Source organism: Kutzneria buriramensis (genome assembly GCF_003387475.1).
Classification (GTDB): domain Bacteria; phylum Actinomycetota; class Actinomycetes; order Mycobacteriales; family Pseudonocardiaceae; genus Kutzneria; species Kutzneria buriramensis.
In genome coordinates this window covers 335,038-352,360 of sequence record NZ_QUNO01000013.1, presented here as the reverse complement: position 1 = coordinate 352,360, position 17,323 = coordinate 335,038, and the positions used below count along the sequence as shown (strand labels likewise).

15 protein-coding genes are annotated in these 17,323 nt (G+C 70.9%); 11 read left to right on the top strand and 4 right to left on the bottom strand.

The features are described from left to right. The first annotated feature begins 82 nt into the window (after positions 1-82). Complete coding sequence (locus BCF44_RS35335; RefSeq protein WP_116178772.1) at positions 83-832, top strand: hypothetical protein; 750 nt, start codon at positions 83-85, stop codon at positions 830-832. Positions 833-872: 40 nt separating this feature from the next. Here BCF44_RS35335 and BCF44_RS35330 read toward each other — a convergent pair whose 3' ends face one another. Next, entirely contained in the window at positions 873-2,387 is a 1,515-nt protein-coding gene (locus tag BCF44_RS35330; RefSeq protein ID WP_116178771.1) for a sensor histidine kinase, read from the bottom strand. Between the two features lie 520 nt (positions 2,388-2,907). Between BCF44_RS35330 and BCF44_RS35325 the strand changes: the two genes are divergently transcribed. Further along, positions 2,908-3,504: a DUF1062 domain-containing protein gene (locus tag BCF44_RS35325; RefSeq protein ID WP_246015938.1), complete on the top strand. Its 597-nt coding sequence runs from the start codon at positions 2,908-2,910 to the stop codon at positions 3,502-3,504. Here BCF44_RS35325 and BCF44_RS35320 read toward each other — a convergent pair. Then, entirely contained in the window at positions 3,473-4,381 is a 909-nt protein-coding gene (locus BCF44_RS35320; RefSeq protein WP_116178769.1) for an NAD-dependent epimerase/dehydratase family protein, read from the bottom strand. The genes BCF44_RS35325 and BCF44_RS35320 overlap by 32 nt on opposite strands. 72 nt (positions 4,382-4,453) lie before the next feature. On the opposite strand from BCF44_RS35320, the gene BCF44_RS35315 reads away from it, so the two are divergent. The 7 genes from BCF44_RS35315 to BCF44_RS35285 all read left to right on the top strand — a co-directional run bounded on the left by BCF44_RS35315 (position 4,454) and on the right by BCF44_RS35285 (position 14,279). After that, entirely contained in the window at positions 4,454-4,891 is a 438-nt protein-coding gene (locus BCF44_RS35315) for a MarR family winged helix-turn-helix transcriptional regulator (protein WP_246015936.1), read from the top strand. 94 nt (positions 4,892-4,985) lie between these two features. Continuing rightward, positions 4,986-6,446 (top strand): amidohydrolase family protein, encoded by a 1,461-nt coding sequence (locus BCF44_RS35310; protein ID WP_116178768.1) that lies wholly within the window; start codon positions 4,986-4,988, stop codon positions 6,444-6,446. Beyond that, on the top strand, positions 6,443-7,528 hold the full coding sequence (locus tag BCF44_RS35305) for a M20 family metallopeptidase (protein WP_116178767.1): 1,086 nt from the start codon (positions 6,443-6,445) through the stop codon (positions 7,526-7,528). Before BCF44_RS35310 ends, BCF44_RS35305 begins: the two co-directional genes overlap by 4 nt. Before the next feature lie 53 nt (positions 7,529-7,581). Further along, a complete protein-coding gene (locus BCF44_RS35300; RefSeq protein ID WP_379801619.1) occupies positions 7,582-8,331 on the top strand; it encodes a GNAT family N-acetyltransferase in 750 nt (249 codons plus the stop codon). Beyond that, complete coding sequence (menC, locus tag BCF44_RS35295) at positions 8,328-9,446, top strand: o-succinylbenzoate synthase (RefSeq protein ID WP_116178765.1); 1,119 nt, start codon at positions 8,328-8,330, stop codon at positions 9,444-9,446. Before BCF44_RS35300 ends, menC begins: the two co-directional genes overlap by 4 nt. Positions 9,447-9,497: 51 nt before the next feature. Further along, a complete protein-coding gene (locus BCF44_RS35290; protein WP_116178764.1) occupies positions 9,498-11,072 on the top strand; it encodes a PucR family transcriptional regulator in 1,575 nt (524 codons plus the stop codon). Positions 11,073-11,105: 33 nt separating this feature from the next. Then, positions 11,106-14,279 carry a serine hydrolase gene (locus tag BCF44_RS35285; protein ID WP_116178847.1) on the top strand — a complete coding sequence of 1,058 codons (3,174 nt, stop codon included), beginning with the start codon at positions 11,106-11,108 and terminating at the stop codon, positions 14,277-14,279. Here the strand turns inward: BCF44_RS35285 and BCF44_RS35280 are convergent. Beyond that, a complete protein-coding gene (locus tag BCF44_RS35280) occupies positions 14,276-14,995 on the bottom strand; it encodes a TetR/AcrR family transcriptional regulator (protein WP_116178763.1) in 720 nt (239 codons plus the stop codon). The genes BCF44_RS35285 and BCF44_RS35280 overlap by 4 nt on opposite strands. A gap of 78 nt (positions 14,996-15,073) precedes the next feature. Here BCF44_RS35280 and BCF44_RS35275 point away from each other — a divergent pair, with 78 nt between their 5' ends. Continuing rightward, positions 15,074-15,961, top strand: coding sequence for an NmrA/HSCARG family protein (locus BCF44_RS35275; RefSeq protein WP_116178762.1), 888 nt, complete (start codon positions 15,074-15,076; stop codon positions 15,959-15,961). 19 nt (positions 15,962-15,980) lie between these two features. Then, entirely contained in the window at positions 15,981-16,769 is a 789-nt protein-coding gene (locus BCF44_RS35270; RefSeq protein ID WP_211353350.1) for a class I SAM-dependent methyltransferase, read from the top strand. Positions 16,770-16,851: 82 nt separating this feature from the next. On the opposite strand, the gene BCF44_RS35265 is transcribed toward BCF44_RS35270, so the two are convergent. Beyond that, the gene (locus BCF44_RS35265; protein WP_147328749.1) at positions 16,852-17,313 is read right to left on the bottom strand and encodes a hypothetical protein; all 462 of its coding nucleotides are present in this window, start codon (positions 17,311-17,313) and stop codon (positions 16,852-16,854) included. Positions 17,314-17,323 lie beyond the last annotated feature (10 nt).

The window sequence follows — 17,323 nt, the reverse complement described above, 5'->3', positions numbered from 1 at the left end:
GTCGCGTACGTCGGATCGCGTAGGCCGCAGGTACGTCGGTCGTGCGATGTCTGCCGGCCGGTCGCGGCCTACCGTCAGTCGGGTGACGACTCTCGCGACCCGCCTGCCGGCCACCCGGTCCATCGACCGGGCGTGCTACCTGGTGGCGGCCCTGCTGTTCGCCAGCGGCCTGTTCCACGTCGGCGTGCAGCTGGTCGTCGGCGGGCCGTGGGACGGGCCGGTGTCGTGGCGCAAGCCGGCCGACTTCGGCGTCGCCTTCGGCCTCACGCTGCTCGCCGTGACGTGGGCCAGCGGGTTCCTGCCGTTGTCGGAACGCGTTCGCCGTGTCGTGTTGACGGCGTTCGGCGCCGCGTCGGTGGTCGAGGTTGTCGCGATCTCCGTGCAGGCCTGGCGGGGTGTGCCGTCGCATTTCAACACGACGACGCCGGTGGACGCCGCTTTCGCCTTCAGCGCCGCCGGTGGCGGCGCGGTGATCATCGCCTCGACGGTGGTGTTGCTGCGGGCCTCTTTCCGGCACTCGTCGGCCTCACCGGAGCTCCGGCTGGCGCTGCGGGTGGGATTCGTCAGCCTGCTGGTGGCGCTCGCCGTGGGCGCTGTGATGATCGCCATCGGCACGACCATGGCCCGTACGGTGTCGCTCAGCGCCGCCTACGACGCCGCCGTCGTGCTCGTGCCCGCGCATGCGGCGGCGATGCAGGGGATTCTCGTGCTTCCCGTCTTCGCCTGGCTGGTGGGCTTCACCCGCTGGACGGCGGCGACCCGTTTCCGCGTCGTCGCTTGGGGTTGCGCGGCCTACGTGGCCTGTGCGATCGCCTTCGCGGTCGTCGCCTGAGCTCGTTTTCCCGGGTGGGCTTGATGTTCGGCCACGGTGCTCAGCTGGACGTGATGCGGCCGGTGTCACTGAGCGGTAACTCAGCGTAGAGTGCCGTCCCTGCCCCGCGTAGGCTTTCGATGTGGATTCGGCCCTCGAGGGCTTCCACGCGGTCTTTCAGGCCGAGTAGGCCGGTGCCACCGGTGAAGTCGACACCACCGATGCCGTCATCGCGAACCGCGACGTGAAGTACTTCGCCGGCGATCTTGACGGTGACGTCGACGGTGGAGGCGTGCGCGTGCTTGGCTACGTTCGTCAGCGCTTCGGACACGACGTAGTACGCGTTGACCTCAATCTGCTCCGGCAGTCGCCCGATGTGCACGTGGAGGTCGACAGGGATGCGCGAGCGCCGAGCGAGCGCTTTGAGCGCCGGCGTGAGACCGCCTTCAGCGAGGACTGCGGGGTGGATGCCACGTGCCATCTCACGTAGTTCGTCTATCGCGTCCACGAGTCCGGCGGCAACGCTGTCAAGCTCGCCGTCGAGTCCCTCCAGCGCGGGCGGCAAGGTTGCCTGCGCTGTACGAAGTTGCAGCGCCAACGAGACCAGACGCTGCTGAACGCCGTCGTGCAGGTCGCGTTCGATGCTTCGGCGCGTTTGGTCGGACGCGGCGGCGATGCGGGCGCGGGAAGCCATCAGCTCCGCACGGGCCTCGGCGTTCTCGACCGCGGTGGCGACAAGCTCGGTGAAGCGGGCGATCTGCGACTCAGTGTCCACGGGGAAGCGCACATCGCCTTTCGTCGAGGCGGCGATCGCGCCCCACAGGCGGCCGGCTACCACGATCGGACAACCAACGGACGAGCGGATACCCAGCGTGCGCGCCTCCTGAGCGATCGCGCCCGCCGCGCTCGCATAGCTGTCGACCCGGACGGGGGCACCGGATTGCCGGATGCCGCAGGCGACTCCCACCCCATCGAGCCTGAACCGCGTGCCCACGGCCAGGCAACGGCCCGGCGCCCTGCTCCAGGTGGCGATGCCCGTCGCGGTGTCGTCCGCCTCATAGCGCTCCATGCGTGCGAGATCCGCTTTGCACAGCAGGCCGACTTCGCGCGTGACCGCGTCGAAAACCATCGATGGCGGAACCGACTGTGCGACCAGGGTCGCGACACGCCGCAATGCGGACTGCTCCTCCGCCAACGATGCGGATTCGATCGTCGCACGCCGCATCCGCGCCGCCAGCTCACCCACCGCCACCGCCGCCACGACCACCGACGTGACAAGGAAGACACCCAACGCCACAGTGCTTCGCCAGTCGTCGATCTCCAGCGTGTATTCGGGGGAAACGAACAGGTAGAAGTAGGTCGCGACGCACAGCAGCGTCGTGGCCACCGCCATTCTGGTCCCCCACACCAGGGCAACCGGCACCACCACGGGCATATAGAGCGTGAGCAGGTTCAGCGGGGGAATGATCGGCTCAAGCAGCTTGACGACGCTGGTCACCGCGGCCACCAGCACGACGCTGACAAGGAGTCCGGTCATCCAGTGCGTCGCATACGCACTCATCTGGCGCCGTGTCATCGCACCCCCGCCCCCACGGCAGCAGACGGGGTCGCCGCCGACGACTCGATCGTTCGACCTCGACTACCACCTATCACTCGGACACGGCCGCGGCAAGGCGTCGTTGCGACATTGACGCGAAGCACCCCGAGGGGCGGGTCCGCAGGACAGGACCTACCAGGCGGTGTGGCGTTCTATGGCGCCGTCGACTTCGCCTCGACAGACACCGAGGCGCCGCGGCGTTCCAACCGGAAGTCGTGCTGGTCGACGTCCAAGACCGTCAAACGCGACCTCACCATGGCCGAACACCAAGCCCACACGGGTTGAAGAACAAGCTGAGCGGCCGCCGGAAAATCGGTTGCCCGGCGGCCGCCCGGCTGACCATGATGCGGCTCATGTTCGTGTGATCAGTGGCTTCTCCCTTACGCGACGGGCCGTGTGCCGTCGCGCGCACCGGCGCGTTCCGCTCTCGGACGCCGGCCGTCACTGACCCTTGCCCACGAACCCTGGGATACCCATGAGCTCATCTCGTACTACCCGTGTGCCCGCAGACGTCGACCGGAAGGCCCTGTGGGTGGTCAAGGAACTCGGCCTGCCCACCATCCTCAAGGGATGCGTGTGCGGGCACTCCCGCCACCGCCCCACCGGGAAGTTCCGCGTCAACGCCAGTGGCAAGCTGCTCGACGTGTGGCTGCTCATCGGCTGCGAACTGTGCGGCCGCACCTCGAAGATCCCGCTCAACGAGCGCATCCACGTGCGGACGCTCGACCACGAGCGGCTGGTGCGGTTCGAGAAGAACGATCCGGCGATGGTCCGCGAGCTGGCCATGGACACGGCGCTGGCCGGCAAGTCCGCGTACCGGCTCGACTGGGCCGGCACCTGGGAGCTGGAGACCGACCTGCCGTTCTACGAGCTCGACGGCGAGGATCCCGCGCCGCTGGAGGTCGTCGTCCGGTTCGAGCTGCCGGCGCCCGTGCGGGTGATCAAGCTGCTCACGGCCGGTTTCGGCCTGAGCCGCAACGTTGTGCGGAACATGGTCGCCGCCGGCCGTGTCCAGCTGCCGATGGACGTGGATGCCAGGGCCCGCCAGGACTTCACGTTCTTCGTCAGGCCGGATTGCCCGCCCGCAGCCAGCTGAGGTAGTCGGCGACGGCGCGTTCCGTGTCGTACGCCGGCTCGTAGCCGGTGTCCTCGCGCAGGCGGGTGATGTCGAGGTGCGGCATCGCCGTGCCGTCGGCGGTCAGGTCGATCCGAGCATCCGGGACGATCTTCCTGACCGCCGCGACCACCTCGGCGTTGCTGGTCGACCGGCCGGAACTCACGTTGTACGTGCGGTGCGCGAGCGTGTCGGCGGTCTGGAGCAGCGCGATGCCCCGGCCGCAGTCCTTGACGTAGCACAGGTCGAGGGCGTCGTCGGCCCGCGCGGTGGCCGGCTCGCCGCTGTTGGCGGCGTGGATCAGCTTGGGGGCGGCGAAGAACCGCTCCGAGGTGTGGCCGAGCGGGCCCCAGATCGCGCCGATCCGGTAGTTCACGACGTCCATGCCGGTGGCGCCGGCGAGGTGGTCGGTGAGCAGCTCGCCGATCTTCTTGAACGCCGGGATCAGGTGGCCGGACGTCATCGGCAGCGGCATGTCCTCGGTGAAGGGCGTGTCGCTGTCCACCCCGCCGTACACGCCGATCGTGCTGGCGATGCCGACCCGTTTCACGCCCCAGTCCTGCGCCGCCTGGAGCACGTTGAACAGGCTGCCGAGCGCCCGCCGCGCCGCCTCGATGGGTTCGTCATCGGACGGCGGCCAGGGCATCGAGCCCGCCAGGTGCACGATGCCGGTGATCTCGTGCCGGTCGCCGACGCCCCGCAACGCGTCCAGATCGGTCAGGTCGACGCGCTCGGTGACCGCCTCCAACGGTGCCGTCGCCTGCCGCCGCTGGGCCAGCACGACGGGGTGGCCCAGCTCGACCAGCGCCCGTGCGGTGTGGGTGCCGATGAAGCCGAGGCCGCCGGTGATCAGGATCATCACTACCTCAAATCTGTTCGTTGGGCTGATCGTCAGTGGTACTGACAATCAGCGTAGCGATAGAATTCGGGGGTGTCGAGTGACGAGGGGCCCGGACCCGTGGTGACCCGGCGGCTGGGCTACCTGCTCAAGCACGCCCAGCAGCGGATGGCCGAGCTGACCGAGGCCGCGCTGGGGCCGCTCGGCCTCACCGGCCGGGAGCTCGGCGTGCTCAACGTGCTCGTCGGCCGCGAGCCCGGCTCGCAGCAGCAGGCCGCGCAGCGCCTCGGCATCGACCGTACGACGATGGTCGCCCTGCTGGACACGTTGGAGGGCAAGGGACTCGTCGCCCGCCATCCGCACGCGGAGGACCGCCGCCGCAACGTCGTCGAGCTGACCGAGGTCGGCCACGAGACCGTGCGCAAGGCCACCGCCGCCGCCGAGGCGGCCGAGCGGGAGTTCCTGTCGTCGCTGTCCGAGGCCGATGGCCGGGCGTTCCGGGAGTCCCTGCACACCATCGTCACCGGGTAGGCGTACGGAAACTTCCGCACGGGTTCGTCGGCGACGACGAGGCGACCGGGTTCGGGTCGGCCTAGGGTCGACGGGGGAGCGAGGGAGGCGACGCATGCGGACGCTGCTGCGCGGCGGGCGGGTGGTGGACCCGGCCACGGGGTTCGACGGCACCGCGGATGTGCTGGTGGACGACGGCAAGGTGGCGGCGATCGGCTCCCGGCTGGAAGCGTCCGAGGTGGTGGACGTCAGCGGCCTCGTGGTGGGCCCGGGCTTCGTGGACCTGCACAGCCACGTGCACTCGATCGCCGGTCAGCGGCTCCAGGCGATGGACGGCGTGACGACCTCCCTGGACCTGGAGGCGGGGCTGCTGCCGATCGAGCTGGCCTACGCGCACGCGGCCGAGCAGGGCCGGCCGCTGAACTACGGGTTCTCGGCGTCCTGGGGCGCGGCGCGGGCGCAGGTCCTGCTCGGCGACCCGGCGGACGGCCGGATCGGGCTGGCGATGCTGGGCAATCCCGCCTGGCAGCGGACGTCCAGCAAGGCGGAGCTGACGGCGTGGCTGGGGCTGCTGGAACGGGGTCTGGCCGCCGGCGGGCTGGGCATCGGCGTGCTGATGGGCTACGCCCCGGCGTCGGATCCGGCGGAGTACCGGGCCGTGGCGGAGTTGGCGGCGAAGGCCGGGGTGCCGACGTTCACGCACGTCCGCGAGCTGGTGGAGGTGGACCCGGCGACGCCGGTGGACGGCGCGGAGGAGGTGTTCCGCGCGGCGGCGGAGACCGGCGCGGCGATGCACCACTGCCACGTCAACAGCACCTCGGGCTACCACATCGACCGCGTCCTCGCGGCGTTCGACCAGGCGCGGCGGGCGGGTTCGCGGGTGACGGTCGAGGCCTACCCGTACGGCGCGGGCAGCACCGCGATCGGGGCGGCGTTCATCAGCCCGGAGCGGCTGCGCATGAAGGGCCTCAACCCGGCCAGGGTGATCCTGCTCGAGACCGGCGAGCGGGTCGCCGACGAGAAGCGCCTGCTGGAGCTGCGTGAGCGCGACCCGGGAGCGCCGTGCCTGCTGGAATTCCTGGACGAGAACGACGACGCCGACCGGGCCAAGCTGCACCGGGCACTGTCCTTTCCGGACTCCGTGGTGGCCAGCGACGCGATGCCGGTGTTCTGGCCGGACGGCAGCTACGAGAACACCGAGTGGCCGCTGCCGCCGGGCGGGGCCACGCATCCGCGCACGGCCGGCACCTTCGCCAAGACGCTCCGGCTGATGGTGCGGGAGACCGGGACCTGGACCTGGCTGGAGGCGTTCCGGCGCTGCTCGTACCTGCCGGCCCGGATCCTGGACGACTGCGCCCCCGGCGCCCGCTCGAAGGGCCGGCTGGAGGTCGGCGCGGACGCCGACATCGTGGTGCTGGACCCGGAGGCGATCACCGACGCCGCGACCTACGCCGAGCCGACCCGCCCGTCGGTCGGTGTTCGGCACCTCTACGTCGGTGGGATTCCCGTTGTCCGAGAAGGAGAGCTGCGTCCGGACGCGTTGCCGGGCCGGCCGCTGAGGGGTGAGGTGCGTTGACGGATTTCCTGGCCGACATCGAACAGCTGATCCGGTGCGAGTCGCCGTCCTCCGATCACGATGCGGTGGCGCGCAGCGCCGAGGTGGTTGCGGAGCTCGGCCGCCGGCTGCTCGACGCGGAGCCGGAACGGATCGTGATCGACGGCTGCACACACCTGCGGTGGCGATTTGGTGACGCGCCAAGGGTCTTGCTGCTCGGGCACCACGACACGGTCTGGCCGCACGGGTCGCTGGCCACGCATCCCTTCACCGTCAAGGACGGGATCATGCGCGGGCCGGGCTGTTTCGACATGAAGACCGGCGTCGTGATGGCCCTGCACGCCGCGGCGGCGCAGGAGGACCGCGGCGGGCTGTCGATCCTGATCACCGGCGACGAGGAGCTGGGTTCGCCCACGTCCCGCGCCCTGATCGAGGAGGAGGCGCGGGGCTGCGAGGCGGCATTCGTGCTGGAGGCGTCGGGGCCGGGCGGCGCGGTGAAGACCCGCCGCAAGGGCACCTCCATGTACCGCATCGTCGTCGAGGGTCGGGCCTCGCACGCCGGGTTGGAGCCGGAGAAGGGCATCAACGCCGGCGTCGAGCTGGCGCACCAGATCCTCGCCGTGACGGCGCTGGGCGATCCAGCCGCCGGAACCTCCGTCGTGCCAACGGTTCTGAGCGGCGGCACGACGTCCAACACCGTGCCGGGCGCCGCGGTCGTCGCGGTCGACGTGCGGGCCTGGGAAACCGCCGAGCAGCAACGGGTCGACCGGGCCATCCGGGAGCTGCGGCCGGTGCTCGACGGCGCGCGGGTACGGATCGAGGGCGGCATCAACCGCCCGCCGCTGGACACGGCCTCGTCCTCGGCGCTGTTCCAGTTGGCCTCGAAGCTGGCGCTCGACCTCGGTCTGGACGCGCTCGAGGAGACCGCCGTCGGCGGCGCGTCGGACGGCAACTTCACGGCGGGCGTGGGAGTTCCGACGCTCGACGGCCTCGGCGCGGTCGGCGACGGGGCGCACGCCGACCACGAGCACGTGATCGTCGAGGAGATCCCGCGGCGGACGGCGCTGCTGACCGCCCTGGTGCGGTCGGCGCTGACGAACTAGCTACCCGCTTTTCGTGCGGGACCACGAACAACTGCCGGCCTCGGCCGGAAATGATGGTCCCCGTGACGGAACTGGAGATCCGCGAGCTGGGCGAGGTCGCCGACCTGGCGGCCGTCGCCCGGCTCTTCGATTCCATCTGGGGCGGCAAGCCCGTGTCGGTGGAGCTGCTGCGGGCGATGGCGGTGGCCGGCAACTACATCGCCGGCGCGTACGAGGCGGACAAGCTGCTCGGCGCCTGTTTCGGCTTCCTCGGCGAAACCGGGCTGCACAGCCACATCGCGGGCGTCGCCTCGCACGGGCTCGGCCGCGGCGTCGGGTACGCGCTCAAGCAGCACCAGCGACGGTGGGCGCTGGACCGGGGCCTGGGCACGATCTCCTGGACGTACGACCCCCTGGTGCGGCGCAACGGCCACTTCAACCTGACCAAGCTCGGCGCGCGGCCCGTGTCGTACATCCCCGACTTCTACGGGCGGATGAATGACAGCATCAACGGATCCGACGAGACGGACCGGCTGCTGGTCGCCTGGGACCTCAACACTCCACAGAGGACCATCGAACCGGCCGGCGCCACAACGGCTCTGTCGGTCGGCGACGACGGGGGACCGGTCGCCGGCGGCGTGGACGGATCGGTGCTGCGCGTCGCCGTGCCGCCGGACATCGAGGCGCTGCGCCGAACCGATCCGGCGCTGGCCCGCTCGTGGCGGGTCGCGCTGCGGGAAGTGTTGCAGGGGCTGATGGTTGACGGCGAGGTCGTCGGATTCGACCGGGCCGGCTGGTACCTGATCGTGAGGGAGCGGAAGTGAAGATCGCTGGCGTTGAACTGCTCCGGCTGCGGATGCCGCTGGTGTCGCCGTTCCGGACGTCCTTCGGCACGCAGGAGACACGCGAGCTGCTGCTGGTGCGCGTGGTGACGGCGGATGCGGAGGGCTGGGGCGAATGCGGCGCGCTGGTCGACCCGGTGTACTCCTCGGAGTACGTCGACGGCGTCGCCCATGTGCTCCGGAACTACCTGATCCCCACGCTACTGACCGCCGGTGACGTCACCGCGCACGCGGTCGGGCCGCTGCTGGAGCGGTTCAAGGGGCACCGGATGGCCAAGGCCGCGCTGGAGATGGCGGTCCTCGACGCGGAGCTGCGCACGCACGAGATGCCACTGGCCACCGCGCTCGGGTCCACGGTGGACTCCGTGCCGTGCGGGGTTTCCGTCGGCATAATGGATTCCGTTCCGCAGCTGCTCGACGCTGTCGGCGGCTACCTCGACGCCGGCTACCTGCGGATCAAGCTCAAGATCGAGCCCGGCTGGGACGTGGCGCCGGTGCGGGCCGTGCGCGAGCGCTTCGGCGACGACGTGCTGCTCCAGGTCGACGCGAACACCGCCTACACGCTGGCCGACACCGCCCGGCTGGCCCGCCTCGACCCGTTCGACCTGCTGCTGATCGAGCAGCCGCTGCCCGAGGAGGACGTGCTCGGGCACGCCGAGCTGGCCAAACACCTCCGCACCCCGATCTGCCTGGACGAGTCGATCGTCTCCGCCCGGGCGGCGGCCGACGCGATCACCCTCGGCGCGTGCCGGATCGTCAACATCAAGCCCGGCCGCGTCGGCGGCTACCTGGAGGCCCGCCGGGTGCACGACGTCTGCGCCGCGCATGGTGTCCCCGTCTGGTGCGGCGGCATGCTCGAAACCGGCGTCGGTCGCGCCGCCAACATCGCGCTGGCGGCGCTGCCGGGGTTCACGCTGCCGGGCGACACCTCCGCCTCGGACCGGTACTACCGACAGGACATCACCGAGACGTTTGTGCTGGTCAACGGCCGGATCGAGGTGCCGAACGGGCCCGGCATCGGGGTGACGCCGCTGCCGGAGCGCCTCGCGGAGGTGACGGTAGGCCGTTCGTGGATTCCGACCGATTCGGCGGGGTGATTCGTCGAACTGCACTAACGGCGGGCGACGCGGAACCGTTACCGTCGAGGGATGCCCACCAGCCTCGGCCGTGTGCTCGACGCTCTCGGGAGCGTGCTGCTGGAGCCGCTCGCCGGCGTCAAGAAGCAGCAGGTCGGTGCGGTTGTCATCCACGATCCGCAGGACACCTCGGCCTTCCCCGAGCAGGCCGTGGTGCTGGGCGTCGGTGTCCGGGACGTGTCCGACCTGCTGGTCGAGTACGGCCGTCGCGGCGCGAAGGCCCTGGTCGTGCGGCTGCCGCAGGAGCGCACGCCCTTGGTCCGGCGGGCGGCCGAGCGGTCCGGGGTCGCCCTGCTGGGCCTGGCCGAGGGCGCGTCGTGGGCGCAGCTCGCCGCGCTGCTCCGGACGTTGCTGGCGGAGGGCGACATCGGCGCCGGAACGTCGGAGACCCTCGGCGGCATGCCCTCCGGTGACCTGTTCGCGCTGGCCAACGCGGTGGCGGCGCTGCTGGACGCGCCGGTGACGATCGAGGACCCGGCGTCGCGGGTGCTGGCGTTCTCCGGCCGTCAGGACGAGGCCGACGAGTCCCGCGTCGAGACGATCCTGGGCCGTCAGGTGCCGGCGCGGTTCACCCGCGCCCTGGAGCGCAACGGCGTGTTCGACCGGCTGTACGGCGGCCGTGAGCCCGTCTACATCGACCTCGCCGACCAGGAGACCGAGGTCGGGCTGCCGCGCGTCGCCGTGGCGGTGCGGGCCGGCGAGGAGATCCTCGGCTCGATCTGGGCCGCCGTTCCCGGGCCGCTCGGGGAGGAAAGATCCCGCGCGTTCGTCGACGCCACCAAACTCGTCGCCCTGCACCTGCTTCGGCTGCGGGCCGGCGCGGACGTCGAGCGCCGGCTGCGCACCGATCTCGTCGGCACGGCGCTGGAGGGCGGCCCGGCCGCGCAGGAAGCGTTGGCCCGCCTGGGTTTGCTGGGGCGGTCGGCGATCGTGCTGGCCATGGGGCTGACGCCCGAGTCCGACGACGACGTCCGCCGCGCCGCCGAACGGCAGCGGCTCGCCGACGCGCTGGCGATGCACCTGAGCGCCGTGCAGCCGCGGTCGGCGGTCGCGCTGCTGGGCGAGGTCGCCTACGCGATCGTGCCGATGGAGCCGGAGAGTTGCCGGGAGCGGTCGATCCGCGTCGCGGAGGACTTCCTGGCCCGGACCGGCCAGCGGGTGGCGACCGCGATCGGCATCGGGCCGCTGACGAGCGACGGCTCCGGCCTGCGGCGATCCCGTGAGGGCGCGGACCGGGCGCTGCGGGTGCTGCTCGCCGGTGGTGCTCGTCGAGTGGCCACTGTGGACGATGTGCACATCGACGCCCTGTTGCTGGAGCTGGCCGATCTCGCCGCCGCGCGCGGGGACGTCATCGCCGGACCGGTGGCGCGGCTGATCGAGTACGACGCCCGCCATCAGGCGCAGCTCGTGCTCACCCTGCGCTGCTGGCTGGACGCCTTCGGCGATGTGACCGCCGCGTCGGCGAACGCCTTCGTGCACCCGAACACCTTCCGCTACCGGCTCAAGCGGGTCGCCGAGGTCGGGGAGATCGATCTCGACGATCCGGGGCAGCGGTTCGCGGCGATGCTGCAAATACGGTTGATATGAGGGGGAGCTGTGGAAATCGACGACCTGTACCGGATGTCTCTGCCGTCGCAGCCGGCGATCTCGCCGGACGGCGGCCGGATCGTGTACGTGCTGACCACCGCCGACCGTGAGGCGGACCGGAACGTCAGTCAGCTCTGGCAGATCGAGACCGGCGGGAGACAGCCGCGGCGACTGACCCGCGGTGTTTCCGATTCGTCGCCGGCGTGGTCGCCGGACGGCACTCGGATCGCCTTCCTGCGGGCCGAGGACGGGCCGGCGCAGGTGTGGCTGCTGCCGGCGTCCGGCGAGCCGGAGCGGGTCACGACGTTACCGCATGGCGCCGGTGCCCCGGTGTGGAGCCCGGACGGCGGTCGGATCGCCTTCGCGGCGACGGTGGATCCCGATGGCCGGGAGGCCGCGCCGGTGGCGATCGACCGGCTCGGGTACAAGTTCGACGGTGTCGGTCTGTTCGGCACGAAACGGCGGCACCTGCACGTGCTCGACATCGCCACCGGGAAGGTCTCGCAGGTCACCTACGGCGATTGGCACGCGAGCGATCCGGCGTGGTCGCCTGACGGGAAGCTGCTGGCGTTCTCCGCCGCGCAGGATCCCGATGCCGCCAGGACTTTTCGGTCCGCCGCCTACGTGGTGGAGCCCGGCGGCGAGCCCAGGTTGGTCGGCAGTGGCGACGGCCAGGCCGGTCCCGTCGCCTGGACCGCCGACGGCGAGGCGCTGCTCGTGGTCGGTCGCACCGACACGGCCATCGGGCATCAGGGTCTGCTGCGCGTTCCGCTCGACGGCGGCGAGGTCGGCGATCTGGTGAAGGCCTTGGACCGCAACGTGATGCCGGGTGGGCCGGGGTATCCCGGCGCGCTGCCGCAAACCATCGGCGACACCGTGCTGTTCTGCGTTCGGGATCGTGGCTGCTCGCACTTGTACGCCTGGGACGGCGCTGCCCGTGTGGTGGTCGGCGGAGCCGGCAATGTCGTGTCCGGTGTGGACATCGCCGGCGACAAGATCGCGATCGTGCTGGCGACTGCTGATTCGTACGGGGAGATCGCCACCGTCGACCTCGACGGCGGGATCACCGTGCTGACGGAGCACTCCCTCGACGTCGAACTGTTCTCCCATGAGGAAAGGGAATTCACCGTCTCCGACGGCACCGTCGTGCACGGCTGGTTACTTCGCGATCCCTCGCGGCAGGGTCCTCTGCCGCTGCTGCTGGACATTCACGGCGGCCCGCACAACGCATGGAACGCCGCCGCCGACAGCGTCCACCTGTACCACCAGGTTCTGGCTTCGCGCGGCTGGGCCGTGCTGCTGCTCAACCCGCCCGCCAGCGACGGCTACGGCGAGGCCTTCTACACCGCCACCCTCGGCCAGTGGGGACTCGTCGACGCGAAGCACTTCCTCGAGCCCCTGGACGAACTCGTGGCCTCCGGTGTGGCGGACCCGAACCGCCTGGCCGTCGCCGGCTACAGCTACGGCGGCTTCATGACGTGCTACCTGACCAGCCGCGACAACCGGTTCGCCGTGGCCGTCGCCGGCGGCATCGTCGCCGACGCGACCAGCATGGCCGGCACCTCCGACGCCGGCCACTACCTCGCACGGGCGGGATTCTCCAGCAACGAGGCGTCACCACTGTCCCGAGTGGACGATGTTCGCACGCCGACACTGGTGCTGCAAGGCGGTTCCGACGAGCGGTGCCCCGTCGGGCAGGCCGAGCAGTGGTTCACCGCCCTGCACGAGCGTGGCGTCCGCAGCGAACTCGTGGTCTACCCCGGCGCTGCCCACATGTTCATCCTCGGCGGGCGGCCGTCGCACCGTGCCGACTACAACCAGCGGATCCTCGACTGGGTGACGCAGACGCCGTCGATCCGGGCCGAGCACTGGCGGCAGCGGCTCGCCGAGTTGGCCCGCAAGCACGGCGTTCCCGGTGCGGCGCTGGGCATCCTTCGCCTCGACACCGACGAGGTCGTGAGTGTCAGCGCCGGCGTGCTGAGCACGGCCACCGAGATCGCCGTCACCGACGACTCCGTCTTCCAGATCGGGTCGATCACCAAGGTGTGGACCACCACCCTGGCGATGCAGCTCGTCGACGAGGGCCTGATCGAACTGGACGCGCCGATCGCCGATGTGCTGCCGGAGCTGCGGCTGTCCGACCCCGATGTCGCCAAGCACGTGACGCTGCGGCACCTGCTCACCCACACCAGCGGCATCGACGGCGACGTGCTCACCGACACCGGCCGCGGCGACGACTGCGTGGCGCGGTACGTCGAGCAGCTCGACCAGGCCGCGCAGAACCACCCGCTGGGCGTCACCTTTTCGTACTGCAACGCCGGATTCGTGCTGGTCGGGCGCGTGATCGAGAAGCTCACCGGCAAGACCTGGGACGACGCCCTCCGGGAGCGCCTGATCGAGCCGCTGGGGTTGACGCACACCGTCACCCTGCCCGAGGAGGCCCTGATGCTGCGCCCCGCCGTCGGCCACCAGACCGTCGAGGAGGAGACCCGGCCCGCACTGGCCTGGGGGCTGACGCGCTCGCTCGGCCCGGCCGGGTTGATCGTCTCCACCACCGCCGATGTGCTGGCTTTCGCGCGCATGCACCTGGCCGGCGGCGGTGGCCTGCTCAGCGAGGCGTCCGTCAAGGCGATGACCGAGCACGAGGTTGATGTGCCCAACAAGTACGGGCTGGCCGATTCGTGGGGTCTCGGCTGGATGCGCTTCGAGTGGGACGGCGGGCAGGTCATCGGCCACGACGGCAACACCATCGGGCAGTCCTCGTTCCTGCGGATCGTGCCCGAGCCGGGGCTGGCCGTCACGCTGTTGGCGAACGGTGGCAACGCCCGTGACCTGTACGTCGAGCTGTTCACCGAGATCTTCGCCGAACTCGCCGACATCGCCGTGCCGCAGCCCCTCGAACCGCCCGTTGCGCCGCCGGACGTGGACGCCACGCGCCACTTCGGCACGTATGAACGGGCCAGCGAGCGGTTGGAGGTCTTCCAGGGGGAGAGCGGTGTTCGGCTCCGCACCACCGTGACCGGGCCGCTCGCCGCGCTCTATCCCGAGCCGGTGACCGAGCTCGATCTGCTGCCCGTTCGCGAGAACGTGTTCGTGTGCCGGGAACCCGGGCACATCGGCTGGGCCTCCGTGGTGTTCTACACGCTGCCGAGCGGCGAGCCGTACCTGCACAGCCACGGGCGAGCGACGCCCAAGGTCGGGCCCTAGCCGGCGGTGCGACGGCGGCGGGCGCGTTGACGGCAGGTGGGACCGCAGTAGCGGGCGGGACGGCCGGTGGGGTGAACGTGGAGGCGGGTGCCGCACTCGACGCAGTGGGCGGTTTCGTGACGGCGGGTCGAGACGGAGTCACGAAAAACGGGGGATTCCGTGACGCGAAGGCTGTCGAGCAGGAGGCGGACGAGGCGGGTGGCGCGGGAGCGGTTCCGGTGGGCGGCGACGAGGGTGGCGGCGCCGACGGTCAGGGCGCAGAGGTCGTCGACCTGGACGTCGGAGCGGATGGCGCCGGCACGCTGGGCGTTGCCCAGCAGGCGGTCCAGGGCGTCGCGGAAGCGGACGACCGAGCCGGCGAGGTGGGTGCGGGGCCAGCCGCGGTCGGCGGTGAGCACGTCGCACAACGGCTGGCGGCCGGCGGACTTCTCGATCACCTCCAGCAACAGGCCGTAGACGGCGTCGCCGGGGGCGGCGTGAGCGGCCCAGCGATCGGCGGCGGCGGCCAGGCTCTCCACGTGCTCGGCGAGGACGGCCTCGACGAGGATCTCCTTGCTGGGAAAGTGCCGATGAACGGTGCCGGCGCCGACGCCGGCGCGCTGGGCGATGCGGCTCAGCGTCACGTCGGGACCGTCCTCGGCGAACAACCGGGCGGCGGTGCGCAGCACGATCTCCCGGTTGCGGCGGGAATCGGCGCGCTCGGCGGTGGCGGTCATGTCACGAAATCCTTGTCGGTGCCGGGGAAACGGGTCGAGCATTCCGTTTCAGTATCCACCGACACGGGAGCGGACACCATGACAACGCTGATCCTCGGCGCGACCGGCAGGCAGGGCGGGGCCACGGCACGACGGCTGCTGGCCGACCAGCGCCCGGTGCGAGCGGTGGTACGCGACACCACGACCGACCAGGCGCGAGCGCTCGCGGCGGCCGGCGTGGAGCTCAGGCAGGGAGACCTCGACGACCCGGGGAGCCTGACGGCGGCGTTCGACGGCGCGACGGCGGTGTTCGCGATTCCGCCGGTGGCCTTCGGACCGAACGGGCTCGACGGGGAACGGGAAGCGGCCCGCGGGCGGGCGGTGATCGACGCGGCGGTCGCGGCGGGCATCGAGCAGGTGGTGTTCAGCACGGTCGCCTCGACGTCGACGACGGCGCAGAGCGCGGTCGGGAAGGCGGAGATCGAGCGGTACCTGCACGAGCGCGTCGCCCGCCCCACCGTGCTGCGGCCGGTCCGGTTCATGACGAACTACCTGGTCGGGGGCATGGCCGGCTTCGAAGGCATCGTCGACGGCGTGCACCGGCACGTGTTCGCGCCGGACGAGCCGATGCAGATCATCGCCCTCGAGGACATCGCGGACTTCGCGGCGATGGCCCTCGCGGACCCGGACCGCTTCGCCGGGCGAACGCTGGAACTGGCCGGCGACCAGCCCACGCCGGTCGAGGCCGCGGCCATGATCACCGAGGCCACCGGCGTGCCTGTCCGCTACCGCCAGCTCAGCGACGACGAGGCGGCGGCGGCCAGCCCGGTTGTCCTGGAGTACAAGAAGCGCGCGCAGGACGGTCACCGCTGGCACGCCGACATCGAGGCGCTGCGCGTGATCCACCCAGGCCTGCGAACCCTCGGCGACTGGCTCGCCGAATCCGGCGCGGCGGCCATCCGCGCCGCCCAAAATGGCGAGCACTGACGGCGCGGACGATGCCAGGATGCTCGGCGTGACTGATCGTGCGCTGAGTTTCGGGGCAGTGGCTGAGGCATACGAACGGTTCCGGCCCGATTATCCCGCCGAACTCGTCGACACGGTGCTGACGTACGCGGGCCGGCCGATTCGAACGGCGCTCGAAATCGGTGCTGGAACGGGGAAAGCGACGCGGCTGTTCGCGGAACGGGGCATTGCGGTCACCGCGACCGAGCCCGACGGGGCCATGCTCGACGAACTGCGCAAGCACGTGCCGGCAGACGTCAAGACCGTGCGGGCCGCCTTTGAGGACCTGCGGCCGGACGAGCGCTACGGGCTGGTCTACGCGGCGGCGGCGCTGCACTGGACGAAGCCGGACGGCCGGTGGTCGCGCATGGCCGCGCTGCTGGAACCGGGTGGCGTGTTTGCCTCCTGCGGCGGACCCGTCCGGCTGGCGGACCCGGTGGTGGAGGAAGCTGCACGCGCGGCTCGGGCGCAGTTCCTGGCGAACGACGAGGTTCCGTCGCCGGACGGGACACCGGCGGGAAATCCGATGCAGTGGCCGGGCACGGAGCTCGAACGGTCGGAATGGTTCACCGACGTCCGGCAGACCGTGATCGAACGGCGCTTAACGCTGAGCGCCGACGACTATGTCGGCCATCTCTCCACCATCTCGGCCTACCTCGAATTGCCGGCGCCGCAGCGGGAACAGGTTTACGACCGAATCCTGCACGTCCTGCCCGAGGCGGTGAACATCGTCGCCGATCTCACGGTTCATCTGGCGCGTCGAACGGCAGCGGCCGATCCGCTGGCCTGACTGTGAGGGCGACTCACGGGGGCGCGTGTGGAGCTGTGTCTGTCGGGCCCGGTGACCGGCCGGTCCGGACACGTTCGAGCGCCTATTCGCCGAGGGACGAGCTCTCACTTGGGGCCAGGTCCTTGCGATGGCGCGGTGACCGCCACAACAGCACCAGCGCCGCGACCTTCACGAGGACGGCGACGGCCATCACCACCTGCTGCACGACGCCGCCGACGGGCGTGGTGGCGACGAAGGCGTCCACGATCGTCGTGACGACGAGCAGCACCGTGGCCAGGATTCGACGGCGCAGGGCGAAGGCGAGCCACAGGAACAGCACAGTGATCACGAGGTGCACGACGCTGACGGACACCGTGGCGTAGGTGACGGTGGCGTCGACACCGTCGTGGCGGGCCTGGGCGGCGAAGGCGGGCGAAGTCGTCACCCACTCGACGATGGTGGCGCGGCTGAACAGGTACACCGCCAGGAACGCGAGCAGGGCGAGGAAGTCGAGGGCCGCGGCGGCGATGAACAGCCGCCGGGTCCACACAATGGTTGCTGGCATGGCGAATCCC